The sequence below is a fragment of the Pseudomonas sp. GW822-FHT02D10 genome (assembly GCF_058802345.1).
Genome location: NZ_JBXAOB010000006.1, coordinates 164,048 through 187,687, shown reverse-complemented (window position 1 = coordinate 187,687; position 23,640 = coordinate 164,048). Strand labels below are relative to the sequence as shown.

At 54.8% G+C, this 23,640-nt stretch carries 25 protein-coding genes, 1 tRNA gene and 1 pseudogene; 7 read left to right on the top strand and 20 right to left on the bottom strand.

Going from position 1 to position 23,640, the window contains the following annotated elements; translation table 11 throughout:
* Nucleotides 1–133: 133 nt before the first annotated feature.
* Nucleotides 134–541, bottom strand: coding sequence for a winged helix-turn-helix transcriptional regulator (locus tag AC1RPZ_RS12455; RefSeq protein WP_493137311.1), 408 nt, complete (start codon nt 539–541; stop codon nt 134–136).
* A gap of 101 nt (nt 542–642) precedes the next feature.
* On the opposite strand from AC1RPZ_RS12455, the gene AC1RPZ_RS12450 reads away from it, so the two are divergent.
* Entirely contained in the window at nt 643–1,392 is a 750-nt protein-coding gene (locus AC1RPZ_RS12450) for an NADPH-dependent F420 reductase (protein WP_493137310.1), read from the top strand.
* 368 nt (nt 1,393–1,760) lie between these two features.
* Here the strand turns inward: AC1RPZ_RS12450 and AC1RPZ_RS12445 are convergent.
* The 9 genes from AC1RPZ_RS12445 to thrS all read right to left on the bottom strand — a co-directional run bounded on the left by AC1RPZ_RS12445 (nt 1,761) and on the right by thrS (nt 9,213).
* A tRNA-Pro gene (locus tag AC1RPZ_RS12445) sits at nt 1,761–1,837 on the bottom strand.
* An 89-nt stretch (nt 1,838–1,926) separates the two neighbouring features.
* The gene (locus AC1RPZ_RS12440) at nt 1,927–2,283 is read right to left on the bottom strand and encodes a MerR family transcriptional regulator (RefSeq protein ID WP_003179985.1); all 357 of its coding nucleotides are present in this window, start codon (nt 2,281–2,283) and stop codon (nt 1,927–1,929) included.
* Nucleotides 2,264–2,566 (bottom strand): integration host factor subunit alpha, encoded by a 303-nt coding sequence (gene ihfA, locus AC1RPZ_RS12435; RefSeq protein ID WP_002553164.1) that lies wholly within the window; start codon nt 2,564–2,566, stop codon nt 2,264–2,266. Before ihfA ends, AC1RPZ_RS12440 begins: the two co-directional genes overlap by 20 nt.
* Before the next feature lie 3 nt (nt 2,567–2,569).
* Complete coding sequence (gene pheT, locus AC1RPZ_RS12430) at nt 2,570–4,948, bottom strand: phenylalanine--tRNA ligase subunit beta (RefSeq protein WP_493137309.1); 2,379 nt, start codon at nt 4,946–4,948, stop codon at nt 2,570–2,572.
* Nucleotides 4,949–4,974: 26 nt separating this feature from the next.
* A complete protein-coding gene (gene pheS / locus AC1RPZ_RS12425; RefSeq protein WP_007905876.1) occupies nt 4,975–5,991 on the bottom strand; it encodes a phenylalanine--tRNA ligase subunit alpha in 1,017 nt (338 codons plus the stop codon).
* A gap of 109 nt (nt 5,992–6,100) precedes the next feature.
* Nucleotides 6,101–6,457: a 50S ribosomal protein L20 gene (rplT, locus tag AC1RPZ_RS12420; protein WP_007905879.1), complete on the bottom strand. Its 357-nt coding sequence runs from the start codon at nt 6,455–6,457 to the stop codon at nt 6,101–6,103.
* Nucleotides 6,458–6,484: 27 nt separating this feature from the next.
* Entirely contained in the window at nt 6,485–6,679 is a 195-nt protein-coding gene (rpmI, locus tag AC1RPZ_RS12415; protein ID WP_008145659.1) for a 50S ribosomal protein L35, read from the bottom strand.
* A 60-nt stretch (nt 6,680–6,739) separates the two neighbouring features.
* Nucleotides 6,740–7,291, bottom strand: a complete 552-nt coding sequence (gene infC, locus AC1RPZ_RS12410; RefSeq protein WP_173860028.1) for a translation initiation factor IF-3 — start codon at nt 7,289–7,291, stop codon at nt 6,740–6,742.
* On the bottom strand, nt 7,291–9,213 hold the full coding sequence (gene thrS / locus AC1RPZ_RS12405; RefSeq protein WP_493137308.1) for a threonine--tRNA ligase: 1,923 nt from the start codon (nt 9,211–9,213) through the stop codon (nt 7,291–7,293). Before thrS ends, infC begins: the two co-directional genes overlap by 1 nt.
* 385 nt (nt 9,214–9,598) lie before the next feature.
* Between thrS and AC1RPZ_RS12400 the strand changes: the two genes are divergently transcribed.
* Nucleotides 9,599–9,898, top strand: coding sequence for a hypothetical protein (locus AC1RPZ_RS12400; RefSeq protein ID WP_493137307.1), 300 nt, complete (start codon nt 9,599–9,601; stop codon nt 9,896–9,898).
* 293 nt (nt 9,899–10,191) lie between these two features.
* Entirely contained in the window at nt 10,192–10,404 is a 213-nt protein-coding gene (locus tag AC1RPZ_RS12395) for a cold-shock protein (protein WP_003179963.1), read from the top strand.
* Between the two features lie 72 nt (nt 10,405–10,476).
* Here the strand turns inward: AC1RPZ_RS12395 and AC1RPZ_RS12390 are convergent, their stop codons facing one another.
* Nucleotides 10,477–10,791, bottom strand: coding sequence for an I78 family peptidase inhibitor (locus AC1RPZ_RS12390; protein ID WP_493137306.1), 315 nt, complete (start codon nt 10,789–10,791; stop codon nt 10,477–10,479).
* A 163-nt stretch (nt 10,792–10,954) separates the two neighbouring features.
* Entirely contained in the window at nt 10,955–11,260 is a 306-nt protein-coding gene (locus AC1RPZ_RS12385; RefSeq protein WP_054598288.1) for a hypothetical protein, read from the bottom strand.
* 128 nt (nt 11,261–11,388) lie between these two features.
* On the opposite strand from AC1RPZ_RS12385, the gene AC1RPZ_RS12380 reads away from it, so the two are divergent.
* The gene (locus tag AC1RPZ_RS12380) at nt 11,389–11,601 is read left to right on the top strand and encodes a hypothetical protein (RefSeq protein ID WP_493137305.1); all 213 of its coding nucleotides are present in this window, start codon (nt 11,389–11,391) and stop codon (nt 11,599–11,601) included.
* A gap of 33 nt (nt 11,602–11,634) precedes the next feature.
* Here the strand turns inward: AC1RPZ_RS12380 and AC1RPZ_RS12375 are convergent, their stop codons facing one another.
* The 8 genes from AC1RPZ_RS12375 to AC1RPZ_RS12340 form a co-directional block, all read right to left on the bottom strand.
* Entirely contained in the window at nt 11,635–12,663 is a 1,029-nt protein-coding gene (locus AC1RPZ_RS12375; RefSeq protein ID WP_493137304.1) for a nucleoside hydrolase, read from the bottom strand.
* A 60-nt stretch (nt 12,664–12,723) separates the two neighbouring features.
* The gene (gene rbsD, locus AC1RPZ_RS12370; RefSeq protein WP_493137302.1) at nt 12,724–13,128 is read right to left on the bottom strand and encodes a D-ribose pyranase; all 405 of its coding nucleotides are present in this window, start codon (nt 13,126–13,128) and stop codon (nt 12,724–12,726) included.
* Nucleotides 13,125–14,042 carry a ribokinase gene (gene rbsK, locus AC1RPZ_RS12365; protein ID WP_493137301.1) on the bottom strand — a complete coding sequence of 306 codons (918 nt, stop codon included), beginning with the start codon at nt 14,040–14,042 and terminating at the stop codon, nt 13,125–13,127. The genes rbsD and rbsK overlap by 4 nt, the downstream gene beginning before the upstream one ends.
* Before the next feature lie 23 nt (nt 14,043–14,065).
* Nucleotides 14,066–15,085, bottom strand: coding sequence for a LacI family DNA-binding transcriptional regulator (locus AC1RPZ_RS12360; RefSeq protein WP_493137300.1), 1,020 nt, complete (start codon nt 15,083–15,085; stop codon nt 14,066–14,068).
* Nucleotides 15,086–15,088: 3 nt separating this feature from the next.
* The gene (locus tag AC1RPZ_RS12355; protein ID WP_493137299.1) at nt 15,089–16,066 is read right to left on the bottom strand and encodes an ABC transporter permease; all 978 of its coding nucleotides are present in this window, start codon (nt 16,064–16,066) and stop codon (nt 15,089–15,091) included.
* Nucleotides 16,063–17,616, bottom strand: coding sequence for a sugar ABC transporter ATP-binding protein (locus AC1RPZ_RS12350; protein WP_493137297.1), 1,554 nt, complete (start codon nt 17,614–17,616; stop codon nt 16,063–16,065). Before AC1RPZ_RS12350 ends, AC1RPZ_RS12355 begins: the two co-directional genes overlap by 4 nt.
* A 57-nt stretch (nt 17,617–17,673) precedes the next feature.
* Entirely contained in the window at nt 17,674–18,627 is a 954-nt protein-coding gene (locus tag AC1RPZ_RS12345; RefSeq protein WP_493137296.1) for a sugar ABC transporter substrate-binding protein, read from the bottom strand.
* A 232-nt stretch (nt 18,628–18,859) separates the two neighbouring features.
* Nucleotides 18,860–19,315 carry a hypothetical protein gene (locus AC1RPZ_RS12340; protein WP_493137294.1) on the bottom strand — a complete coding sequence of 152 codons (456 nt, stop codon included), beginning with the start codon at nt 19,313–19,315 and terminating at the stop codon, nt 18,860–18,862.
* A gap of 349 nt (nt 19,316–19,664) precedes the next feature.
* Between AC1RPZ_RS12340 and AC1RPZ_RS12335 the strand changes: the two are divergent.
* From AC1RPZ_RS12335 to AC1RPZ_RS12325, 3 genes and pseudogenes are all read left to right on the top strand, one after another.
* Nucleotides 19,665–20,270: pseudogene (locus AC1RPZ_RS12335) on the top strand (asparaginase); the annotation flags it as partial.
* Nucleotides 20,271–20,362: 92 nt separating this feature from the next.
* Complete coding sequence (locus AC1RPZ_RS12330) at nt 20,363–21,520, top strand: tyrosine-type recombinase/integrase (protein ID WP_493137293.1); 1,158 nt, start codon at nt 20,363–20,365, stop codon at nt 21,518–21,520.
* Complete coding sequence (locus AC1RPZ_RS12325; protein ID WP_493137292.1) at nt 21,513–23,633, top strand: hypothetical protein; 2,121 nt, start codon at nt 21,513–21,515, stop codon at nt 23,631–23,633. Before AC1RPZ_RS12330 ends, AC1RPZ_RS12325 begins: the two co-directional genes overlap by 8 nt.
* Nucleotides 23,634–23,640: the final 7 nt, after the last annotated feature.

Here is a 23,640-nt window from a genome sequence, read left to right as displayed (position 1 = left end):
AATAGCTTACTCACCCTATCGAGGACTTACAAATTGTGACCGATGGCATATATAGTCACAAATCGAACATTCGGAAACCACAGCTGATCAGATTTGAAACGAGCTGACGTTTTGAGTAGTCCAACATGGCGCATTAGCGTTCCAACAGCTCATTGTCGCTAACGCTAGACAGCTTTATCCCCTTTGCCTCGTGCTGATGACGAAGCTCAGCCCAGTCTATAAGGGCAGTCATAGCCGGGCCGAGTGCATGACCCAGCACCGTTAGCGCGTACTCCACCCGCGGCGGCACCTCTGGGTATACGGTACGCTGAACGATGTCGTCATGCTGAAGCCCTTTCAATTGCTGAATGAGCATCTTCTGCGTGACATCGGGAATGAGCTTCTCCAGTTCGGAGAACCGAAGCGGCCGGCCTTTAGCGGCCATCAACTCATTGATGATCACAATTTTCCATTTGCCCTCCAAAACGCGAAGCGTAGCGTTTATAGCGGCAGACCAGGCCTGCCGTCGTAAAGGGTTCTCACATTCCCACTTACGCGCCATCGATACTTACCTTTTGGTGGGTTACAGACTAAATCGTCGGTTCTTGCGGATACTGCAGTGCTGATACTAACGTATCCGGACTTTGAATCTCTGGAGGCATTATGAAAATCGCGATCGTTGGTATTGGATCTATCGGCGGAACCCTTGCCCGAAAGCTTGTCACTGCTGGCCACGAGGTCAGCGTCGCCAACTCTCGCGGAACAGACTCGGTAAGCACTTTTGCCAAGGAAGCGGGTGCTATTGCTTGCGATCTGAACGATGTCTTCGACGGCGCCGATACTGTGATTGTTTCCATCCCCCAACCGGCCATGGCAGCTCTTCCTAAGAACCTGCTGGCCGCATTGCCATCTTCGGTTCCAGTGATCGACACGAGTAATTACTACCCAGGCCTGAGAGACGAGCGCATCGCTGCTTTGGAAAATGGTCAAACGGAGAGCGTCTGGGTTAGCGAGCAGCTTGGCCGACCGGTGATCAAGGCATTCAATAATATTCTGGCTTATTCGCTAGAGAATCTTGGTAAGCCAAAAGGTGCGGAAAACCGTCTGGGAGTCGCCGTTGCTGGTGACGATGCAAATCATAAGCGTGTCGTGATGCAACTTGTCAATGAAGTTGGATTCGAGCCAGTCGACAGTGGCAGCCTGGAGGACTCATGGCGTCAACAACCCTGTACGCCAGCGTACTGCTGCGATTACACCGCTGATGAGATGCGTCCCGTGTTGAATGCCGCAGTCAAGGGAGTCGCAGCGCAGAAGCGAGAGGCGTTCAATGCGCAACTCTCTGCCCTGTTCGCCAAAAATCCCTCTCATCATGACGTAGTTGAATTTAATCGGAGCTTCAACACGGCAAGCTGAATTCGTCGTCACCGATCTAACCAGAAGCCACGCTTGCCAGAGCTTGGCACGCTACTGACTTATTGGAAGACAGTATCTGATAGTGCTTCTGTGCTGAGTGCCGACTTAGCTCGCCGATATTGCCGCCTGCCCATAGGTATCCGCTGCCTTTAATACCGGCGGTTCTCGGCCAGAGGTGGTCTGTTACGTATCCGCGCGGATCTCCCCGATACCGCAGCAGCCGATCATAAAAAAGAACCGAAAACGCGCAAATTGCGTCCTTGATATCCATCGAAGATTCCACCCAGAGCCAGTGGTTTTGTGGGGGTAAAAACGCAAAATAATAAAAAGGGGTCGCGAAATAAAATCTCGCAACCCCTTGAATTATATGGTCGGGACGGAGTGATTCGAACACTCGACCCCTAGCACCCCATGCTAGTGCGCTACCGGACTGCGCTACGCCCCGACTAGGCGTGAAACTTGTTCCTTATCTCGAGGAACGCTCAAGAATATATCGCAAGCTTTTGAAAACTGGAAGTATTTAAAAGCAGGAATTTATTTCTTGAGTACTACCAGAACATCCTCCAGTTCGGCGATCATCTGGCGGATCATTTGCTTGTATTGGGTGGTGTCGTCTTTGGCTTCATCGCCGGAAAGGCGCAGGCGCGCTCCGCCGATGGTGAACCCCTGGTCGTACAGCAACGCGCGGATCTGCCGGATCATCAGCACATCCTGACGCTGATAGTACCGGCGGTTTCCGCGGCGCTTGACGGGGTTGAGTTGAGGAAACTCCTGCTCCCAGTAGCGCAGCACGTGCGGTTTTACCGCACAAAGCTCGCTGACTTCACCAATGGTGAAGTAGCGTTTGCCTGGGATGACGGGGAGCTCGTCGTTATGACTTGGTTCCAGCATAAGCCTCAACTCGGGCCTTCAACTTCTGCCCTGGACGAAAGGTGACCACACGGCGAGCCGTGATCGGGATTTCTTCTCCCGTTTTCGGATTGCGGCCAGGCCGCTGGCGTTTGTCCCGAAGGTCGAAATTGCCGAAACCTGACAATTTGACTTGTTCGTTGTCTTCAAGAGCGTGCCTGATTTCTTCAAAGAACAGTTCGACCAATTCCTTGGCCTCCCGTTTATTCAGGCCCAGCTCTTCATACAGACGTTCCGCCATCTCAGCTTTCGTCAAAGCCCCCATACGTCACTTCCTTAACGTGGCGTTCAACCTTTGTTCGAGCGAGGTGAGGATGTTTTGCGTCGTGGTATTCACCTCATCGTCATTAAGAGTGCGCGATGGATGCTGCCAGGTCAAGCCAACTGCAAGGCTTTTTCTATGCGGATCAATACCTTTACCCTGATACACGTCAAATAGCCTGAGGTCCGTCAGCCATTCGCCTGCATTTTCACGGATTACGTCCAGTACGGCACTGGCTGTAACGTCTTTGTCGGCCAGCAGCGCAAGGTCACGACGCACTTCAGGAAAGCGTGACAACTCGCTGAATTCAGGCATTTTGCCCAATGCCACTTCGGCCAGAACCAGCTCGAAAACGAAGACCGGACGATCGAGACCGAGGGTTTTCGACAATTCAGGGTGGATAGCGCCGACGTAACCGACCAGGCGACCATCACGCTCGATGCGCGCGGTTTGACCCGGGTGCAACGCAGGGTGGCTGCCCGGTACAAACGTGAACGTGTCCAGTGCACCGGCAAAGCCCAGCACTGCTTCCACGTCGGCTTTGACGTCGAAGAAGTCCACGGTATCGCGACCTTGTGCCCAGCCTTCAGGCAGACGGCTACCGCACACCACACCGGCCAGCATCGGCTCTTGCTTCAGGCCTTCCAACTGACCGACAAAGCGCAGGCCGCTTTCGAACAGGCGGACGCGATCCTGCTGACGGTTCAGGTTGTGCTGAAGCGCCTTGACCAGACCAGGCCACAGGGACGAGCGCATGGCGGCCATGTCGTTCGAAATCGGATTGGCCAGCAACAAAGGCTCGACGCCTGGGCTGAACAGCTCGAACTGTTTCGGATCGATGAAGCTGTAGGTGATCGCTTCCTGGTAACCACGGGCCACGAGCAGACGACGCAGCTCAGGCAGTTCGCTACGCGCTTCAGCCTTGGCTTGCGGCGCCAGACGGGCTTGCGGGTAGCGAACCGGCAGACGGTTGTAGCCGTACAGACGGGCCAACTCTTCAATCAGGTCGACTTCCAGGCTGATATCGAAGCGATGGCTTGGTACTTCTACACGCCACTGCCCTGCCCCGTCCGCGGAAATCTTCAGACCCAAAGCGCTGAGCAGTCGCTCGACTTCGGCCGAATCCATTTCCATACCCAGCATCTGGGTGATGCGCTGGGCACGCAGAGTGACCGGTGCAATCGACGGCAGGTGCTGCTCGCTGACGGTTTCGATAATCGGACCCGCTTCGCCGCCGGTGATTTCCAGCAGCAGGCCAGTGGCGCGCTCCATGGCTTCACGGGCCAGTTGCCAGTCCACGCCACGCTCGTAGCGGTGTGAGGCATCGGTGTGCAGGCCATAAGAACGAGCCTTGCCAGCGACAGCAATCTGATCGAAGAACGCGCTTTCCAGGAATACATCGCGAGTGGTCGCGGAAACACCGCTGTGCTCGCCACCCATCACACCGGCAATCGCCAGGGCACGAGAGTGGTCGGCAATCACCAGCGTATCGCTACGCAGGCTGACTTCCTGACCGTCGAGCAGAACCAGCTTCTCGCCTTCTTCGGCCATACGCACGCGGATGCCGCCATTGATTTCGGCGAGATCGAACGCATGCAACGGTTGACCTAGCTCCAACATCACGTAGTTGGTGATGTCGACGGCAGCGTCGATGCTGCGCACGTCGGCACGGCGCAGGCGCTCAACCATCCACAGCGGTGTAGGCTTGGACAGGTCGACGTTGCGGATCACGCGACCCAGGTAACGCGGGCAAGCGGCGGGTGCCAGAACCTCAACCGAACGCACTTCATCGTGTGCGGCTGGCACGATCGCAACGACCGGGCGGGTGACTTCGGCAGCGTAGAGCGCACCGACTTCACGGGCCAGACCGACCAGGGACAGGCAGTCGCCACGGTTCGGGGTCAGGTCGACCTCGATGCTGGCGTCGTCCAGGCTCAGGTACTCACGAATGTCCTGACCAACCGGCGCATCGGCCGGCAATTCCATCAGGCCGTCGTTGCCTTCACCGACCTGCAGCTCGGCTTGCGAGCACAACATGCCGTTGGACTCGACGCCGCGCAGCTTCGCCTTCTTGATTTTGAAGTCGCCTGGCAGTTCGGCACCGATCATGGCGAACGGGATCTTCAGGCCGGGGCGCACGTTTGGCGCACCGCATACCACCTGGAAGGTCTCCGCACCATTGCTGACCTGGCAAACGCGCAGCTTGTCGGCATCCGGGTGCTGCTCGGTGCTCAGCACCTCGCCCACGACCACGCCACTGAATTCACCGGCGGCCGGCGTAACGCTATCGACCTCAAGACCGGCCATCGACAGACGAGCAACCAGCTCGTCGCGACTTACCTGCGGGCTTACCCAGCCGCGCAGCCATTGTTCACTGAATTTCATCCTGCTCTCCTAAGAATTCGTTACGACTAGCGAAATTGCGCGAGGAACCGCAAGTCGTTGTCGAAGAACAGACGCAAGTCGTTCACGCCGTAACGCAGCATGGCTAGACGCTCAACGCCCATGCCGAAGGCAAAGCCCGAGAACTCTTCCGGGTCGATCCCGGACATACGCAGCACGTTCGGGTGAACCATGCCGCAGCCCATGACTTCCAGCCAGCCAGTCTGCTTGCAGACGCGGCAGCCTTTACCGCTGCACATCACGCACTCCATGTCGACTTCGGCGGATGGCTCGGTGAACGGGAAATACGAAGGACGGAAACGCACGGCCAGTTCTTTTTCGAAGAACACGCGCAGGAACTCTTCGATGGTGCCTTTCAGGTCGGCGAAGTTGATGTCGCGGTCGACCAGCAGGCCTTCGACCTGGTGGAACATCGGCGAGTGGGTGATATCGGAGTCGCTACGGTACACACGGCCTGGGCAGACGATGCGGATCGGCGGTTGTTTCGATTCCATGGTGCGGACCTGTACCGGCGAGGTATGGGTGCGCAACAACATGTTGGCATTGAAATAGAAGGTGTCATGCATCGACCGGGCCGGGTGATGGCCTGGGATGTTGAGCGCCTCGAAGTTGTGATAGTCGTCTTCGACCTCAGGACCTTCGGCAATGCCGTAGCCAATATGAGTGAAGAACTGTTCGATACGTTCCAGAGTGCGGGTAACCGGATGCAGACCACCCGAGGTCTGACCACGGCCAGGCAGGGTCACGTCAATGGACTCGGCGGACAGTTTGGCGGCCAGATCGGCCTCTTCAAACAGTGCCTTGCGCGCATTGAGAACCTCTGTGACACGCTCCTTGGCAACGTTGATCAGAGCACCGACCTGCGGACGCTCCTCTGCCGGCAAATTCCCCAGGGTCTTCATCACCTGAGTCAATTCACCCTTTTTGCCAAGGTAGTGAACCCGGATTTGCTCCAGGGCATTGATATCTTCAGCGCTTTGCACAGCCTCTAGTGCTTGAGAGACCAGCGCATCCAGGTTTTCCATGTACAGACTCCAGATACAAAATAGGGGAAGAGCTTGAAGGCTCTTCCCCTATTTATGACGTTTAACACCTGACCCCACAGAGGTGAGGCCGGGTGACTGTCGGGGGTACTTAAGCCAAGGTGGCTTTAGCTTTCTCGACAATCGCAGCAAACGCCGCTTTTTCGTTCACTGCCAGATCAGCCAGAACCTTACGGTCGATCTCGATGGACGCTTTTTTCAGGCCGGCGATGAAACGGCTGTAGGACAGACCGTTGATACGTGCACCAGCGTTGATACGAGCGATCCACAGAGCGCGGAACTGACGTTTTTTCTGACGACGGTCACGGTAGGCGTATTGGCCTGCCTTGATTACCGCTTGCTTGGCAACACGGAATACGCGCGAACGAGCGCCGTAGTAGCCTTTAGCAAGTTTCAGAATTTTTTTGTGACGTTTACGGGCAATGACGCCACGCTTTACACGAGCCATGAGTTACTTCCTCTATTCTTGACTAAATTAACGAAGGCGCAGCATGCGCTCGACTTTTGCCACGTCACACGGTGCCAGCAAGCTGCTACCGCGCAGTTGACGCTTACGCTTGGTCGACATTTTAGTCAGGATGTGGCTCTTGAAAGCGTGCTTGTGCTTGATACCGTTAGCAGTTTTCAGAAACCGCTTAGCAGCACCACTTTTAGTTTTCATCTTTGGCATGTTCGGATACTCCGCATTCAGTTGATAAACATAATCGCAAGGCCTGCCGTGCCCTGTTGATTACTTCTTCTTTTTCGGGGCGATGACCATGATCAGCTGGCGTCCTTCCATCTTAGGATGCTGTTCGACCGAACCGTACTCGAGCAGGTCACCTTCAACCCGCTTGAGGAGTTCCATCCCCAGCTCCTGGTGGGCCATCTCACGGCCGCGGAATCGCAAGGATACCTTGGCCCTGTCCCCGTCACTCAGGAAACGTACCAGGTTGCGCAGTTTTACCTGGTAATCCCCTTCCTCCGTCCCTGGACGAAACTTGATTTCTTTAACCTGAATCTGCTTCTGGTTCTTTTTCGCTGCAGCAATCTGCTTCTTCTTTTCGAAGATCGATTTGCCGTAATCCATCACACGGCAAACCGGTGGGATTGCGTCGGCGGAAATTTCCACCAGATCCAGTTTGGCTTCTTCAGCAATACGAAGCGCTTCATCAATCGAGACGATGCCAATCTGCTCGCCGTCAGCGCCAATTAACCGAACCTCGCGTGCCGAGATATTCTCGTTGATCGGGGCTTTCGGTGCAGCTCGTTTATCTTGTCTCATTTCACGCTTAATAATAATTACTCCGAATCTGGGCGACCACGCCGGGAAACCGCTTGCGCGAGGAACTCAGCGAACTGGGCGACGGGCATCGAGCCCAGGTCAGCACCTTCACGAGTACGCACAGCGACAGTCTGCATCTCGACTTCCCGATCTCCAATAACCAAGAGATAGGGAACCTTGAGCAAAGTATGCTCGCGGATTTTAAAGCCGATCTTTTCATTTCTCAAGTCAGACTTGGCACGAAAACCGCTTTGGTTGAGAGTTTTTTCAACTTCAGCGGCAAAATCTGCCTGTTTATCAGTGATATTCATGATCACTGCCTGAGTCGGAGCCAGCCACGCAGGGAACGCGCCCTCGTAATGCTCGATCAGAATCCCGACGAAACGCTCGAAGGAACCAAGGATCGCCCGGTGCAACATTACCGGGTGCTTGCGACTGTTGTCTTCGGAGACGTATTCGGCTCCCAGACGGATCGGCAGGTTAAAATCGAGCTGCAAGGTACCACATTGCCAGACGCGACCAAGGCAATCTTTTAGCGAGAACTCGATTTTCGGACCGTAGAAAGCACCCTCGCCCGGCTGAAGATCGTACGGCAGGCCGGCATTATCAAGGGCTGCAGCCAGCGCGGATTCTGCGCGATCCCACAACTCATCGGAGCCGACACGTTTTTCCGGACGAGTGGACAGCTTCATTTCGACGTCGGTAAAGCCGAAATCGGCGTAGACATCCATGGTCAGCTTGATGAACGCTGCGGATTCGGACTGCATCTGCTCTTCAGTACAGAAGATGTGAGCATCGTCCTGGGTGAACGCACGCACACGCATGATGCCGTGCAACGCACCGGACGGCTCGTTACGGTGGCAAGCACCGAACTCGGCCAGACGCATCGGCAGTTCACGGTAGCTTTTCAGGCCCTGATTGAACACTTGCACGTGGCAAGGGCAGTTCATCGGCTTGATCGCATAGTCGCGGTTTTCCGACTGCGTGGTGAACATGTTCTCGGCGTAGTTGGCCCAGTGCCCGGATTTCTCCCACAAGCCACGGTCAACCACTTGCGGAGTCTTGATCTCCAGATAGCCGTTTTCACGCTGAACCTGGCGCATGTACTGCTCGAGCACCTGGTACAGGGTCCAGCCGTTCGGGTGCCAGAAAACCATGCCCGGCGCTTCTTCCTGGGTATGGAACAGGCCGAGACGCTTGCCGATCTTGCGATGGTCGCGCTTTTCGGCTTCTTCGATACGCTGGATGTAAGCGGCCAGTTGCTTCTTGTCAGCCCAGGCTGTGCCGTAAACGCGCTGCAATTGCTCGTTTTTGGCATCGCCGCGCCAGTAGGCGCCGGACAGCTTGGTCAGCTTGAAGGATTTCAGGAAGCGGGTGTTCGGCACGTGCGGACCGCGGCACATGTCGACGTATTCTTCGTGATAGTACAGGCCCATGGCCTGCTCGTTCGGCATGTCTTCGACCAGGCGCAACTTGTAGTCTTCGCCACGGCTGGTGAACACGTCGATCACTTCGGCGCGCGGAGTGACTTTCTTGATGACGTCGTAATCTTTTTCGATCAGCAGATGCATGCGCTGTTCGATGGCCGCCAGGTCGTCCGGAGTGAAGGGACGCTCATAGGCGATGTCGTAATAGAAACCTTCATCGATGACCGGACCGATCACCATTTTCGCCGTCGGGTACAGCTGCTTGACCGCGTGGCCAATCAGGTGGGCGCAAGAGTGGCGAATGATCTCCAGCCCCTCTTCATCCTTTGGCGTGATGATTTGCAGGGTCGCGTCGCTGTCGATGACATCGCTGGCGTCAACCAGTTTGCCGTTGACCTTACCGGCCACAGTGGCCTTGGCCAGACCGGCACCAATGGATGCGGCGACCTCGGCTACGGAAACCGGATGATCGAAGGAACGTTGACTGCCGTCGGGAAGAGTAATAGTGGGCATGGCGCCTCCTCTCCTAGTGGTGACCCCTACCAAAGGTCACGTGGGTTGGGATGAGCAGCCAGTACGCGATTCAGTCCAGGCCATTCAATAATGAACGCCTGCCTTACAGCGGCAGGAGCCTTGCGGCCAACCGGAATCCGAACCAGAGTGACTGGAGATCAAATCAGGGTTATTCGGGCATTGGCCGCCACTGGAGAACAGATCATCCAGAGCCTGAAAATACCCGAGCGCTGGATCCTAGCACAGATGAACGGTCATCGCCGCGACCTTGTTTCGGGAACGCCGAATTCAGGGCTTTTGCATCAAAAAGTGAACTTGAGATGTACGGTCGACCTCAAATAGGCTGAGAATCGCCACACTTTATTGACCCCAAGGAGTTCCTGTCATGCGTCTTATCCGCCTTATCGCCCTCGCCTCCCCACTGATAATGCTGCTCCCGCTGAGCGCGCAGGCTGCCTGGCCTGCCGGGGTTCGCGAAAGCTATATGAAGGATTGCGTTTCCGCCGCCAGCCAGAACATCGACCAGAAGTCCGCCGAAATGCATTGCGCCTGTGGCGCGGACAAGCTGAACGAGAAGTTCACGACCGCAGAGATCAGCGAGCTGATGAGCAAGACGAAACAGCCGAGTGCGGAGCTGCGAACCAAGGCACTGGACGCTATTCAGGAATGCAGAGTCAAGAAATAAGCCGCTGCGGGGCTAAAAACAACGGTCCTGGCGAGTAGAAAACAGCTGAAAAGCCACTATTCCAGACAAATTACGCAGCTTTTACAGCTTTTTTTACAGGGCGCTTATTTGGCCACAACCCTTTTAAACCGGGGCTTTCAGCCATATACAGCGACAAAGAACAGACGATACGAAGGCAAACAGCACGTCCGGGGGGCTCCCAAATCGAACATTTCGACTATGATACCCCGGTGTGCCCAGTTGGCCTGAGCAGCACAGTACTACTGAAAATATATGTTTCTTGGAGATACACCATGTCTAATCGCCAAACCGGCACCGTTAAATGGTTCAACGATGAAAAAGGCTTCGGCTTCATCACTCCTCAAGGTGGCGGTGACGACCTGTTCGTACACTTCAAAGCTATCGAAAGCGACGGTTTCAAAAGCCTGAAAGAAGGCCAAACCGTTTCCTTCGTGGCTGAGAAAGGCCAAAAGGGTATGCAAGCTGCTCAAGTTCGCCCAGAGTAATTTCCAGGCGCACTAAAAAAACCCCGTCCATGTGACGGGGTTTTTTATGGACGCAACAAAAGCCTGACGCGATCAGCCGCAGTTGACGCGGGTAATCACCAGGTTGGCGTCGGTATTGAGGTTCAGGCGATCCGAACGGTATTCCAGAGTGATCATGTCGTTCGGCCTGAGGACTCGTGCAGTCTGCGACCCGGAGCGCGTGCGGGCCTGTTCCAGCAACTCTGGCGAAGCCTTTTTGCCAATAACGAATTCGGCAGCCTTTGCCTCACAACGGCCGCTACCGGCCTCGGCTATCACAGGGTCTTTTGCCGACTCGGAGGTACTGCTGCAACCCGTCAACATGACAGCGGCCAGCAAAGTACCCAATGACGCGAGCTTCCAAGGCATGACGCCTCCTTTTCAATAGTTGAGCTGAATTCGTGCGACAGCCGTTTTGATGTTTGGTTTCATGGTCACTGCCATCCCCCGCCTTCAAAACCTTCAAGCACGTAAGTTTGCCTGAGCTATCAAGCGCTGTTCAGCGCGCAATCGTGACTGAATATGAGCAGGTTCAGTAGATATCGATGTAGTCGAAGGGTGGTTTCGGCCAGTTCTGCTTCAACGCGTTGAATATCTGCATGACCCAGACCTCATCACTGGCGGCAACCATCCCTACATACCCAGAGCCCTTGGCCCACGTCTCAAGGCGGAACAGCAGCCCGTCGATATCCGTTCCGCCGACGACACCCGACGAAATGTAGGCAATACCTGATTTGGTGACCCGCAACTGGGTGTGCGTATCGTCGCTGGCAGACGCCAGCAGTTGGCGCACAGCCTCAAGCGTCAAGCCGTCCGGGGTGTTCAAATCGATCTGCACAGCACTTTCCTTGAAATCGACAAAGCCCAAGTGTCGCATAGCCCTCCGTTCATGCCTAAGTCGGAGTGCCAAAAGCTGCGCAAGGTGGTTAACTCAACACACAGACCTCCCGACCTTGCGAGACACTCATGACCACCGTGACCATCGACGCCGATATCAAAGTCAGCTGGCCCCAAGGCCACAGCTCTTACAGCCCCAGCAGCCCGGAAGAGCTGGCGATCATTGGCATAGACCTGCTGGTCAAGGACCTGGGCACGAAAGCCGCTCAACGCTTCATCGAGCAGGTATTCGAGAAATACCCCATTGACGACATGGGCGTGCCGCACACAGAAAGGGAGTAAAACCCCGCTGGCTGGCACCTGCGGGGACAAGGCTTACTTGAGACGAGCGAGACGCGCCGTCAACAAGTCGAAGAAGCCTTGGGCATCGCCGCTCTCGACCCAGAATGCATTCTTCGGGGCTTTCAGACCGTCGTACCAGTCAACAATGGTCTGGCCGAAAGTTGGCCCTTCGCGACTGTCGACGACTACATTCACCGCACGACCGGTAAACAGCTCAGGCTTGAGCAGGTACGCGATCACCGTAGCGTCATGCACCGGGCCACCTGGAATACCGTAGTGCTCCATGTCGCCTTTGACGTATTCGCTGAGAATATCGCCCACCAGTTTGCTGGCGTTGTTGTTCAGCGCGGCAATCTGCTTCAGGCGAGCCTCACTGGTCAGAATCTTGTGAGTGACGTCCAGCGGCAGATAGGTCAGCTTGACGCCGCTCTTGAGGACCACTTCAGCCGCCTGCGGGTCAGCGAACAGGTTGAACTCAGCAACCGGGGTAATGTTGCCACCATTGAAGTGCGCGCCGCCCATGATCACCACTTCCTTGATGCCCTGGGTGATTTCCGGATCCTGAATCAGCGCCAACGCCAGGTTGGTCTGCGGCCCGAGCATCGCGATAGTGATGCTGTGTGGCTTGGCCGCGCGCAAGGTGTCGATCAGGTAATTGACCGCATTGCCTTTGGCCAGGCCTTTCTTCGGCTCATGCACCGTGACACCCGATAGGCCTTCCTTGCCGTGAATATTCTCGGCATAGATCGGCGTGCGCACCAGTGGTTTCGGTGCGCCCGCATAGACCGGCACTTCTTCGCGCCCTGCCCACTCGCGGGCCAGCCGCGCATTACGCGAGGTTTTGTCCAGCCGCACGTTACCGGCAACGGTGGTGAGCGCGCGGATGTTCAGTTCTTCGGGCGACGCCAGTGCAAACAGCAGCGCCACCACATCGTCGGCACCCGGATCGGTGTCGATGATCAGATCAATCTTTTCCGCCGCGTGGGCGCCTGTAGCGGTGAGCAAGGACAAAAGCAGCAGACTCCGGATCAGGTGATGCAGTCTTTGAGCATAGCGGTGCATGGCGCACTCCTTGTGCATGGGCAAATCGGTCCTGGATAAATCGAATTGAGGTACAGCGAACTAGAACGTCACCCCTGCAACCAGCACGATATTGCAGTACGGCTGACATTCGCCCGTACGAACAATCGCCCGCGCCTGTCGGCTAAGGAGCTTGAACTCGTCATGACTCAGCAACCGCCGCTGGCCCATCGCAGCCTTGGCCATCAGCTCGTCGATCGCCTGCAGCACCGGCGGCTGCTTGAGCAGGATTTCTTCGGCCAGCACATGGCTTTCCACCTGCATTTCACTGAGCACGACGTTCAAGGTACTGACAAAGTCCGGAATGCCTTGGGTCAACGCCAGGTCGATCAACTCAACCCCGGGCGGCACGGGCAGACCGGCATCGCCAATCACCAGCATGTCGCCATGGCCCAGAGAAGCAATCAGCCGCGACAACGCGATATTGAGCAAAGGTGTTTTTTTCATGGTGCTTTAAAAGCCTGTACGTCTGACAAGAAAGGAATCGAGGGTTGCGCACCGGCCCGCGTCACCGACAAGGCTGCCGCGACCTGACCAAAACGAATCGCCTCGGCTTCGCTTTTGCCAGAGGCCAATGCCGCTGCAAATCCGCCGACAAAGGTGTCACCGGCCGCCGTGGTGTCGACTGCCTTGACCTTGGGCGCCGGAAAATGCTCAACGCTCTGCCCGTTGGCGAACAGTGAACCCTGGCGCCCCAAGGTAATGATGACCTTGCCGGCACCGGCGGCGATCAATCGGCTCGCGGCCAGCTCGGCGCTCTCCAGAGAGTCCACCGGCAAGCCGCTCAGGGCCGATGCTTCGCTTTCATTGGGGATCAGATAATCGATCGACGGATACCAATCAGCCGGCAATGGGCCGGTAGCCGGCGCCGGATTCAGGATCACCGTTTTGCCCAGCTCACGACCACGCTTGAGGGCATAACCAACCGTGTCCATCGGCACTTCGAGCTGACAGATGATCACGTCGGCGGCCATTAGCACCGCATCGAAGCCGGCAACCACGTCGGGCGTCAGCAGACCGTTGGCACCCGCAACGATGACAATCGCATTCTGACTATTGTCATCGACCACAATCAGCGCCACGCCGCTGGAACCCTCGACCGACGTCAGCGCCTGACAATCGATCTGTTCTGCCAGCAACGCAATGCGCAGCTGCCCACCATAAGCATCTTCTCCCACACAACCGATCATCGACACCTGCGCACCGAGCCGGGCAGACGCGACCGCCTGATTAGCGCCCTTGCCGCCCGACACGGTGGCAAACGACTCGCCACGCAGCGTTTCTCCGGCATGCGGCAACCGCTGAGCGCGGGTCACCAGATCCATGTTCAGACTGCCTACAACCACTACTTTTGCTGGCATACATCCCTACTCATCAATTCGCTTCAGCGGTATTGGTCGAATACGCCGGCCAGCGGCGCGGTCGACTCTCGCATGACAATGCTGGGCGTCACGATCCGCTGATCGGTCGCCAGTTCAGGCGTCGCGATCCGTCGCAACAGTACCTCCGCAGCCATTTCGCCAAGCTGCAGGATCGACTGGCCGACCGTGGTCAGCGCCGGATAGACATAACGGCTCATCTGAATATCGTCGAAACCGATGACCGACAGCTCGCTCGGCACCCGGATATTGCGCTCGGCAGCCGCCCGCAATACGCCGATACCGATCATGTCGTTGCCGGCAAAAATCGCGCTGGGCGGGTTCTTTTCCAGCAAGATTGTGGCTGCGTTGTAACCGCCGGTGCTGGTGAAATCGCTTTCGAGTATCCGCTCTCTCGGCACTTCGACGCCTGTCTCCTTCAAGGCCCGGCAATAACCTGCCAGACGCATCTGCGCCACACTGGTATGTGCCGGACCGCCGATAGTGGCGATGTCACGATGGCCCAGCTCGAGCAAATGCCGGGTCGCAAGATAAGCACCGTATTCGTGATCGATACGCACCAGGTCCGCATCGAGCCCCTCCAACCCACGGTCGACGATCACCATCGGCGTACGCACGCCAGCCAGCCCTTGCGCCAATCCGCTATCGCCCCCTGCGGACGCGACAATCAGCCCGTCGATGCGTTTTTCCAGCAACACGCGCAGGTAACTGCGCTGTTTGTCTGGATTGTCGTCGGAGTTGCAGAGGATCACGCAGTAGCCATTACGCTCGCAGTAATCCTCGATACCACGGGCCAACTCCGCGAAGTACGGGTTGAGGCTGTTGGGCACCAACAGGCCGATGGTCGCCGTGGTCTTCGCTTTCAGTGAGCGCGCGACGGCGCTGGGCACGTAGTCCAGACTCTTGATCGCCGCCTCGACCTTGAGCCGGACTTCGTCACTGACCGGCCGGGTCTTGTTCACCACGTGGGAAACCGTGGTGTAGGAAATCCCCGCGAGCGCTGCTACATCCTTGATCGTTGCCATGATTCAGCTCCGTCGACTTGCACGTTGGCTGCGGTAGGTGTCCAGCACCACCGCAACCACGATCACCGCGCCGGTGATGATGCGTTTGGTCGGTTCGGTTGCACCGATCTGTGCCAGTCCGGCAGCCAGTACGGAAATAATCAAAACACCAAAGAAAGTGCTGATGACCGAACCGCGACCGCCCATCAGGCTGGTGCCACCGATCACCACGGCAGCGATGACTTGCAACTCCAGGCCGGAACCGGCATTCGGGTCCGCCGCTTCCAGGCGCGAGATCTGGAACAGCGCGGCAATACCCGCCAGCAATCCCATCAGACTGAACACCAGAATCTTGTAGGGTTTTGGGTTGATACCCGCCAGACGCACGGCCTCCTCGTTGGTGCCGATACCGATCAGGTAGCGACCGAACACGGTGCGGGTCAACACCGCCTGAGCGATGAAGATGACCAGCAATGCGATGAGGAACGACGGAGAAATACCAAAGGCAATCGGATTGGACAGCCAGGCAAAGGCATCACCGATGTAGGCGGTGCGCGAGCCGGTCATTTGATAGGCAACGCCGCGAGCCATCTCCAGCACACCCAACGAAACAATGAACGACGGAATGCGCCAGGCCACGGTGATCGAACCGGTGATGGTCCCGGCCAGTGCAGCAGCGGCCATACCCAGCAGCGCCGCCGGCAAGACACTCCAGCCCCAGCCGAGGATCGCCACGCTGACGGTCGAGGCTGCCAATGCCAGCACCGAACCTACCGAGAGGTCGATGCCGCCGATGATCAACACGAACGTCATGCCGACCGCCAGCACCATCAGGTCCGGAATCTGGTTGGCCAGGGTGCTGAAGGTATCGTAAGAGAGGAAATGGCTGCTCAAGACCGAGAACAGCGCAATCATCGCCAGCAAGGCACCGGCCAGGCCCAGATAGGTACCGAGGCCGTAAAAATTGCCACTACGTTTGCCAGCAGACAGTGCAGTTATCATGGGAGATCCCTAGGCGCCGCTTCATGGAGCAACGCATCACGTTTTTGGTAGCCGGCAAAAGCGGCGGCAAGCAAATCATCCTGAGTCCAGCTGCCGCGCTCGAAAGTGTCGATCAAGCGTCCGGCCGACAACACGCCAATACGGTCGCAGATCAACATCAGCTCGCGCAGATCACTGGAGACCACCACCAGCGCCTTGCCCTGGCGCGTCAACTCGCCAAGCAACGCGTAAATATCAAATTTTGCACCGACATCGATACCGCGAGTCGGCTCATCGAACAACAGCACCGAACACTCACGTTCAAGCCAGCGGCCGATCACCACCTTCTGTTGATTGCCACCCGACAGCTCGCTAACCAGCTGCGCAGGACTGGAGCTGCGAATGCGCATGGCGTCGATCTGACGCTGCGCCAGCGCCATCTCGTCACCCGGGTTGACGATGCCGCCACTGGAGATCACCGGCATATTGCCCAGGGCAATGTTGGCGCTGATCGACTGAGTCAGCAGCAGGCCTTCGCCTTTGCGATCCTCGGTGATCAGGGCAATGCCATGACCGACCGCATCGGCGGGCGAACGAATGCTCACCACTTGCGCCGGTGAACCAAGCGCGACTGTGCCGCTGTCTGCCGCATCGGCGCCGAAGATCAGGCGCAGCAGTTCCGTGCGCCCTGCCCCGATCAAACCGGAAATCCCGAAAATTTCGCCGCTGCGCACCTCGAAAGACACATCGCGAACCTTGTCCGAACGGCTCAGCCCTTTGACGGTCAGGGCTGGAGCACCGATTTTCCGTGGGCCGAGGTCGATGTGCTCACCCAACTCGCGGCCAACCATCAAGTTGACCAGTTGCTCGCTGTTGTAGTTGGCCATGGGTTCGACGCAGACCAGATTACCGTCACGCAACACGGCAATCCGCTGAGCAACCCTCGCCAATTCTTCCAGGCGATGAGAAATGTAAATGATCGCCACGCCACGGGCTTGCAGGCGGGTGATTTGCTCAAAGAGCATCTCGACTTCACGGGCCGTCAGCATCGCGGTCGGCTCATCGAGAATCAGTACATGGCAGTCACCGATCAGGTTGCGAGCGATCTCGACCATTTGCTGATGACCGATTCCCAACTCACCGACCAGCGTGTCCGGATCGATCGCATCGAGCCCGACCTGAGCCATGGCTGCGATTGCCGCTTTGCGCAGCTGCTTGCGACTGATCCATCCGCCATTGCTGGGCAGGTTATCGAGAAACAGGTTTTCGGCGACGGACAAGGTCGGCAGCAGATTGAGCTCCTGCATGACCATGCGAATGCCCAGCTCTTCAGCCTGGGTTCGGCTCCCGGGACGGTAATCGCGCCCCTGGAACTGCATCTGGCCGGTGGTCGGCGTGACCAGCCCGCCAATGATTTTCGACAGCGTGCTTTTGCCAGCACCGTTCTCGCCGGTCAACGCCAGCACTTCACCACGCATCAGCGTCAGGTCAATGCCGGTCAACACCGGTTGCGCATACGTCTTGCCGATACCGCTGACCGAAAGGACCGCGTTCGGGGCACAAACTGACATAAAAAACTCTCCATGCGCTCGCCCTTGCAAGCGAGCGCCGTTGTGTCGCCAGAATGACTACTGGGTAACCAGCTCAACCGGAGTTTCGATGACGCCGTTGGTGCCGCTGTCGACCTTTTCGCCCTTGAGCATTTTCAGCGCGGTTTCGATGCCGAACACCGCTTGTTTGGCTGCAAACTGATCGGCAGTCGCCAATACGCGGCCGTCCTTGAGCATCGGCTTGATGGCATTGATGTTGTCGTAACCCACCACTTTCACCTTGCCCGCCTTGCCTGCTGCGCGCACCGCAGAAACGGCACCGACCGCCATGCTGTCGTTACCTGTCAGCAGCGCCTTGATTTCGGGGTATTCGCTCAGCATCGACGAGGCAACCTGGTTGCCCTTGTTAATTTCCCAGTCACCGGATTGCAGGGACACGACCTTGATCTGCGCCGCTTCCATCGCGTCCTTGAAACCTGCGGTGCGTGCCTGGGCGTTGGTGGTGGTGGAAACGCCTTCGATGATGCCGACTTCGTCACCGGCCTTCAGTTGCCTGGCGAGGTACTCGCCCACCAGACGCGCACCTTTGCGGTTGTCCGGACCTACGAAGGGCACACTGAGGTTTTTGCTTTTGAGCACAGCCGGGTCGAGCTGGTTATCAATGTTGATGACGGTGATACCCGCGTCGATGGCTTTCTTGATCACCGGCACCATCGCTTTCGAGTCCGCTGGCGCGATCACCAGCGCATTGACCTTGGAGACGATCATCTGCTCGACTATGCGGATCTGGTTGGCGGTGTCGGTTTCGTCCTTGATCCCATTGGAGATCAGCTCGAAATCGCCGGGATGTTCTTTCTGGTAAGCCTTGGCGCCATCTTCCATGGTCAGGAAGAATTCGTTGGCCAGGGACTTCATGACCAGCGCGACTTTAGGTTTTTCAGTGTCGGCGAAGGCCGAAGAGAGAGGCAAAGCAGCGGATGCGGCAGCCAGCATAGCGACAGCGAGAAGACGTCCAGCGAATGGCAGCTTCATGAGTTCACTCCGTTCTTATGATTATTGTGAGCAACGCTTGCACTGCATACGCTTCAAATCCGTTCACCTGCGCTCTGATACGTGGGAACGAGGATCGCCGTGCCAACTGAGTCACCGTCGACAGGGCCGCGCAAACGTTTGCGTAGACCAAACTATGCGAACCCTGCTGACATTTGTCAACGCCCAGAAAAAACCGTTTTGTGGGCCGGTTGGCAAAAGCCGACCATGCACGTCAGGCTGTCGTATTGACCATCGATCCGCTGCTGGAGCCCTTGGCCAGTTCCTTGACCAGATTGCCGGCCACCTCCATTAGCGCACCATTGGTATTAGCGATCTGCCCCTGAATCGCCATGACCGCTGTGGTCTTGGCTTCCGGCGTCGGATAAGACGCTGCCTGGGCCGCAGCCAATTGCTGCTGTTGCTGACACAGTTGCTCTTGCAGCTCCTTCATGCGCTGGAGCAGGACCTTCACCGTGACGCTGGCGTTACCGCCGTCATCCGCTTTGGTCTGCGTGTCCGGGCTCTGCCCGATTGAGCCTGCCCTGACTTGCTTGCTGTCACCTTCCTTGCCACCCACCGGTTGCGTCATGGCGTCTGCCGTCGCATCGCTCGATGCGTTGACGGTAGCAAGCGACTTGCCGTCAATGGTGATGCCTCCAGCGTTTGGAAAACCGACAGTAATGGACATATGAGCTCCTGCACAAAAAGTGATCCTTAGCGAATCATCGACCTCTGGGCGTTTTTCTTTAGCGCTGATGCCCTGTCAAAAATGCAGGAATTTTCGACTCGCACTGTAGGCATTTTCGGACAGCCGAACATTTCCCTTGCACATGTTCGGAAACCCGGACGGCAATCGTCTTGAGCGCAGCCATCGCCCAACAATAAGTTGATATAAATCATAATGTTAAGAGAATTTTCAATCCGAAGTATGACTGGTACAGATTCTGCTCTTACTGGGTACCCCGGCATACAGATCTGCTTGGGGTGTTTCTAGATGAACCTGCATCAGCACCGTCATCACTATTAGAGAGAAAATAATGAAATCTGCCTTCAATACCTTTGTTCCGGGCGCTTTGGCCCTCCTGCTCCTCCTCCCGACCGCACTGCAAGCAAAAGAAGTCGAAACCCAACAGAAGTTGGCACACGTGGTCGTCCTCGCTACCGGCGGCACGATTGCCGGTGCTGGCGCCAGCTCAGCCAACAGCGCGACGTACCAGGCTGCGAAAGTCGGGATCGAACAATTGATCGCCGGTATCCCTGAACTGAGCCAATTGGCCAATGTTCGCGGCGAGCAAGTGATGCAAATCGCCTCCGAGAGCATTACCAACGAAAACCTGCTGCAACTGGGCCGCCGCGTGGCCGAACTGGCCGACAGCAAGGACGTCGATGGCATCGTTATCACTCACGGCACCGACACCCTGGAAGAGACCGCCTACTTCCTGAACCTGGTGGAAAAAACCGACAAGCCAATCATCGTTGTTGGTTCGATGCGCCCAGGCACCGCGATGTCGGCTGATGGCATGCTCAACCTGTACAACGCTGTCGCCGTAGCGAGCAGCAAAGATGCTCGCGGCAAAGGCGTGCTGGTGACCATGAACGACGAAATTCAGTCGGGTCGTGATGTCAGCAAAATGATCAACCTTTATCTGTAGGCGCCTCACTTTCCCCGTGATGTTGACAAGCTAGAAATGCCTTCCTACGCTGAATAGACACATCATATATGGGGGATTCCCCAATGTTGATCAGACGAGTGAATGGGATTCAATGGGCTGGTGGCAGTCTCGACAGTTACGCCATCCTTGAGTCTGGTGCACTGGATAACCAGTCAATAGTTGTCCCGCCTACCCTTTATTTGCTTGATCTAGCCAAACGTGGCCGAAGCGAGCACACGATAAAAGCAAATGCCGACGATTTAAAACTCTTATTTGAAACGCTCAAAAGATTCGATATCGACTGGAAGGATCTTACAGATAACGAAATGTCTGGTTACTTGGAGAAAATCCTTCAAAACGAACACAATCTTAGTAACGACTCAATAGACCGCCATATTTCTACGGCAAAAAATTTCTACAATACCTCCTTCAAAAATGGCCTATTAAGCGCCGAAAAAAACTTCACATTTAACTATGTAATGTCTCACAACCTCCGTCATCAAGGTGAAGGCAACGGAAGTCCAAAATTCAACCTCCGGCAACAGTATCTGAGCAAAAAACTTTTCAACTTGATACTAGCACACGTACAATCACGAAATAATTTCGTGCGAGAACGAAATGAACTGGTTTTACTGTTCGGTTATCACTGCGGACTAAGAACAAGCGAAGTCACCTCACCAGATAACTTACAAACACAAAACCTGATTGAAAAACTCAGCGAAGCCGATGCAACTGAACATCTAACCATAACAATCCCGATAATCGGTAAGGGAAGTAAAGTCAGGTACGTTTTAGTCAATCCATACATGGTTAATAAAATACGAAGATTTCTGTACGGAGCGCGCGCTCAATTACCCGCAGGTAGTTTACTGTGTTCCGTTAAAGGTGAGCCCCTTTCAGAATCCCATGCCACCCGTTTATTCAAAACTACGCGCGACATCGCACTGCCCGAACTAAAAAAAGAGATTCAGGATGCTTATACGAACACACCTGATCAATACACCGTATCTTTTAAATCGATAAAGCTAACAGTCTTTCATTCTCTTAGGCATACGTTTGCCACAAACCTTGTAGATTATTGCTATAAGAACGGGATTGACCCATACCAATACATTGCCGAACAATTGGGACACGAGAGAGAAGAAACAACTAAAGAATATATCACTTTTGAGGCAAATATATTCAGCAGGGATAAAGCAAGAAATAAACTCAACTCACACATGGAGCCGGATGATGAATAGCAATAGTAGCTTAGGGCTCACTCGAGATCCCGCGCCTGAGTCTGATGAGTTCACGGCGTGCTTTCGTTATAAAACAGATTCCGGTGCCGATGCGACCAAGAGCCTACACATCCCTGAAAAACTCAGGGCTTTCCCAATATGCATGATAACTCTTGAATATTTTAAAACATTTGAGAACTACCCCTCCCAAACAATATTCAACAAGCTATTCTTCGCTGACAGCTTCACAAACTTTATTGCAGAGAATTACGACACCAAGGAACAACTTCCACAAAACGTCGTAACTCTTTTTACTAAATCAAGCTTTTTTTATGCCAAACCAAGCTCATTGAGACAGGTGTGCTCTTGCCTTCGTACAATACTGCATTGGGGTGTTGCGCAAGAAACCTTCACAAGACTATCAGAAACTGACCGCCGCTCCTACCTTGCTATATTAAAAGACATTCCCTCCATACCTTTATCTACGGAAACTGATGAACCCCGCCTAGCCCTATCACAATTGATCGAGGGTTACGAAGTTGACGACTTCGACTTGCTCGATTCTTTAAATCACTTTTGCTGGCACTTCCTAAAAATTTTGCAACGTCACCGCGAATTGTTAAAAGTTGATAAGAGTGTTTCTGAAACACTTGACGCAATTAGCAAAATTGATAACGGGGCAATTGATATTGCGACTTGGACAAGCACAACAGCAGATCTTTCAAAGTACCGAACAATTTTTGACGCCGTTGTTAAAACCAAAGATCTAACCATCAAAGAACGTATGCTTTTTTCCTGTAATAGCTACCGTGATAGCTTGGTTAAAGCCAACACGCTCAGCAGTGCGACGCAGCTCGAAGAAGCCCTTTCAAAATGTACTTGGATGGATGGCTCACTTAGACAATTTGGCGACCCGACAAAAGGGAAGATCTATGCAACGTTTCTCGACATGGATTTTAAGCAATTGATAGCGCCGTTACCCGTAGAAGAAATTTGCCTCCGGTGGGTAATGGCAGCAGATCGAATTCAAAGCGCCGGGCAACAAGGTATCAAAAGAAGCGATGTCCTAATAACTCCGACTCACTGCACTGTGGCATACACTAAAAAAAGAAGCGGAAAAGCCATCAGATGCTCTACGGCATACCCAAAAAAATCCTGGCAATATAAAACGTACGCTTATTACACTGAATTAAGAAGAGTGACTGACAGTTACTTCCCCAATGATATTCATAATTCATTTTGGCTGTACAAATCCCCATTCAAGCAACATCAACATATTGGTTCAAGAAATTATCGCCTCCTTGTACTGTCCTGCCTACCCTATTCACACCTGCATCAAGAAATTATAACACGCGAACCAAAAACGATTCCATTCATAAGACTTTTAACTAAAGTACTGAATAGAGGTACAGGCCATCCAAAGCATTATTTAATCCCTGATTCATATCCGGGCAGCGTAAAAAAAACAGAAGCATCCGACGATATCGCATTCAAAATCTGCCCTGGGGCAATTGCGCAATCACGAGCAATTGTAGACGACGATAGCGTACCGACAAATACTCCTTATGATCGCTATGCAAAAGAAGTTGTCGACGCTGATAGCACGGCCCACAGCGTTAACACAAAGGAGTTCATTTACAAAGCGCGAAGCGAGACCATACATAGAAAAGCCAAACGCTCTTCCTTTTCTAAAGCGGTTAATGCACTGCAGGAACATGATGCGAGAAGGCTGCTAGCAATGCTCAGCGACACCAAATACCTATCATTGAAACAAATAAAAGAATTCTTGGGCTGGCCCACAGGTTACTTCAGCGCCACGAAAATTTCAGAATTCAACGAATTAGTCAGCGCAGCGGAAAAGAAAGGTTACAAGTGCACACCGTTCGGAACACTATTTGAAGACAAGAGTGGAAAAAAAATAATTATCAAAAGTCCTGTTACCGTTGCATTGATGTTGTCTTATAAAGAAGCATGTGATGAAGCCGCTGACGAAGCCGATAACGATGAGCAAGCCCTGGCACTAAGTCTTCAGTCGAGTCATATATCAATTATGCTTGAATCATTTGACAGCAAGATGTTGAAGGAAGGACACAATCTACATTTAGGTCATGAATTCCCAAAAGCTTCGATATGAGAGATTA

What these genes read in the sequence shown, in the direction of transcription:
- AC1RPZ_RS12455 (WP_493137311.1), bottom strand. Translation starts at nt 541, where the DNA reads ATGGCGCGTAAGTGGGAATGTGAGAACCCTTTACGACGGCAGGCCTGG.
- AC1RPZ_RS12450 (WP_493137310.1), top strand. Translation starts at nt 643, where the DNA reads ATGAAAATCGCGATCGTTGGTATTGGATCTATCGGCGGAACCCTTGCC.
- AC1RPZ_RS12440 (WP_003179985.1), bottom strand. Translation starts at nt 2,283, where the DNA reads ATGCTGGAACCAAGTCATAACGACGAGCTCCCCGTCATCCCAGGCAAA.
- ihfA (WP_002553164.1), bottom strand. Translation starts at nt 2,566, where the DNA reads ATGGGGGCTTTGACGAAAGCTGAGATGGCGGAACGTCTGTATGAAGAG.
- pheT (WP_493137309.1), bottom strand. Translation starts at nt 4,948, where the DNA reads ATGAAATTCAGTGAACAATGGCTGCGCGGCTGGGTAAGCCCGCAGGTA.
- pheS (WP_007905876.1), bottom strand. Translation starts at nt 5,991, where the DNA reads ATGGAAAACCTGGATGCGCTGGTCTCTCAAGCACTAGAGGCTGTGCAA.
- rplT (WP_007905879.1), bottom strand. Translation starts at nt 6,457, where the DNA reads ATGGCTCGTGTAAAGCGTGGCGTCATTGCCCGTAAACGTCACAAAAAA.
- rpmI (WP_008145659.1), bottom strand. Translation starts at nt 6,679, where the DNA reads ATGCCAAAGATGAAAACTAAAAGTGGTGCTGCTAAGCGGTTTCTGAAA.
- thrS (WP_493137308.1), bottom strand. Translation starts at nt 9,213, where the DNA reads ATGCCCACTATTACTCTTCCCGACGGCAGTCAACGTTCCTTCGATCAT.
- AC1RPZ_RS12400 (WP_493137307.1), top strand. Translation starts at nt 9,599, where the DNA reads ATGCGTCTTATCCGCCTTATCGCCCTCGCCTCCCCACTGATAATGCTG.
- AC1RPZ_RS12395 (WP_003179963.1), top strand. Translation starts at nt 10,192, where the DNA reads ATGTCTAATCGCCAAACCGGCACCGTTAAATGGTTCAACGATGAAAAA.
- AC1RPZ_RS12390 (WP_493137306.1), bottom strand. Translation starts at nt 10,791, where the DNA reads ATGCCTTGGAAGCTCGCGTCATTGGGTACTTTGCTGGCCGCTGTCATG.
- AC1RPZ_RS12380 (WP_493137305.1), top strand. Translation starts at nt 11,389, where the DNA reads ATGACCACCGTGACCATCGACGCCGATATCAAAGTCAGCTGGCCCCAA.
- AC1RPZ_RS12375 (WP_493137304.1), bottom strand. Translation starts at nt 12,663, where the DNA reads ATGCACCGCTATGCTCAAAGACTGCATCACCTGATCCGGAGTCTGCTG.
- rbsD (WP_493137302.1), bottom strand. Translation starts at nt 13,128, where the DNA reads ATGAAAAAAACACCTTTGCTCAATATCGCGTTGTCGCGGCTGATTGCT.
- rbsK (WP_493137301.1), bottom strand. Translation starts at nt 14,042, where the DNA reads ATGCCAGCAAAAGTAGTGGTTGTAGGCAGTCTGAACATGGATCTGGTG.
- AC1RPZ_RS12360 (WP_493137300.1), bottom strand. Translation starts at nt 15,085, where the DNA reads ATGGCAACGATCAAGGATGTAGCAGCGCTCGCGGGGATTTCCTACACC.
- AC1RPZ_RS12355 (WP_493137299.1), bottom strand. Translation starts at nt 16,066, where the DNA reads ATGATAACTGCACTGTCTGCTGGCAAACGTAGTGGCAATTTTTACGGC.
- AC1RPZ_RS12350 (WP_493137297.1), bottom strand. Translation starts at nt 17,616, where the DNA reads ATGTCAGTTTGTGCCCCGAACGCGGTCCTTTCGGTCAGCGGTATCGGC.
- AC1RPZ_RS12345 (WP_493137296.1), bottom strand. Translation starts at nt 18,627, where the DNA reads ATGAAGCTGCCATTCGCTGGACGTCTTCTCGCTGTCGCTATGCTGGCT.
- AC1RPZ_RS12340 (WP_493137294.1), bottom strand. Translation starts at nt 19,315, where the DNA reads ATGTCCATTACTGTCGGTTTTCCAAACGCTGGAGGCATCACCATTGAC.
- AC1RPZ_RS12330 (WP_493137293.1), top strand. Translation starts at nt 20,363, where the DNA reads ATGTTGATCAGACGAGTGAATGGGATTCAATGGGCTGGTGGCAGTCTC.
- AC1RPZ_RS12325 (WP_493137292.1), top strand. Translation starts at nt 21,513, where the DNA reads ATGAATAGCAATAGTAGCTTAGGGCTCACTCGAGATCCCGCGCCTGAG.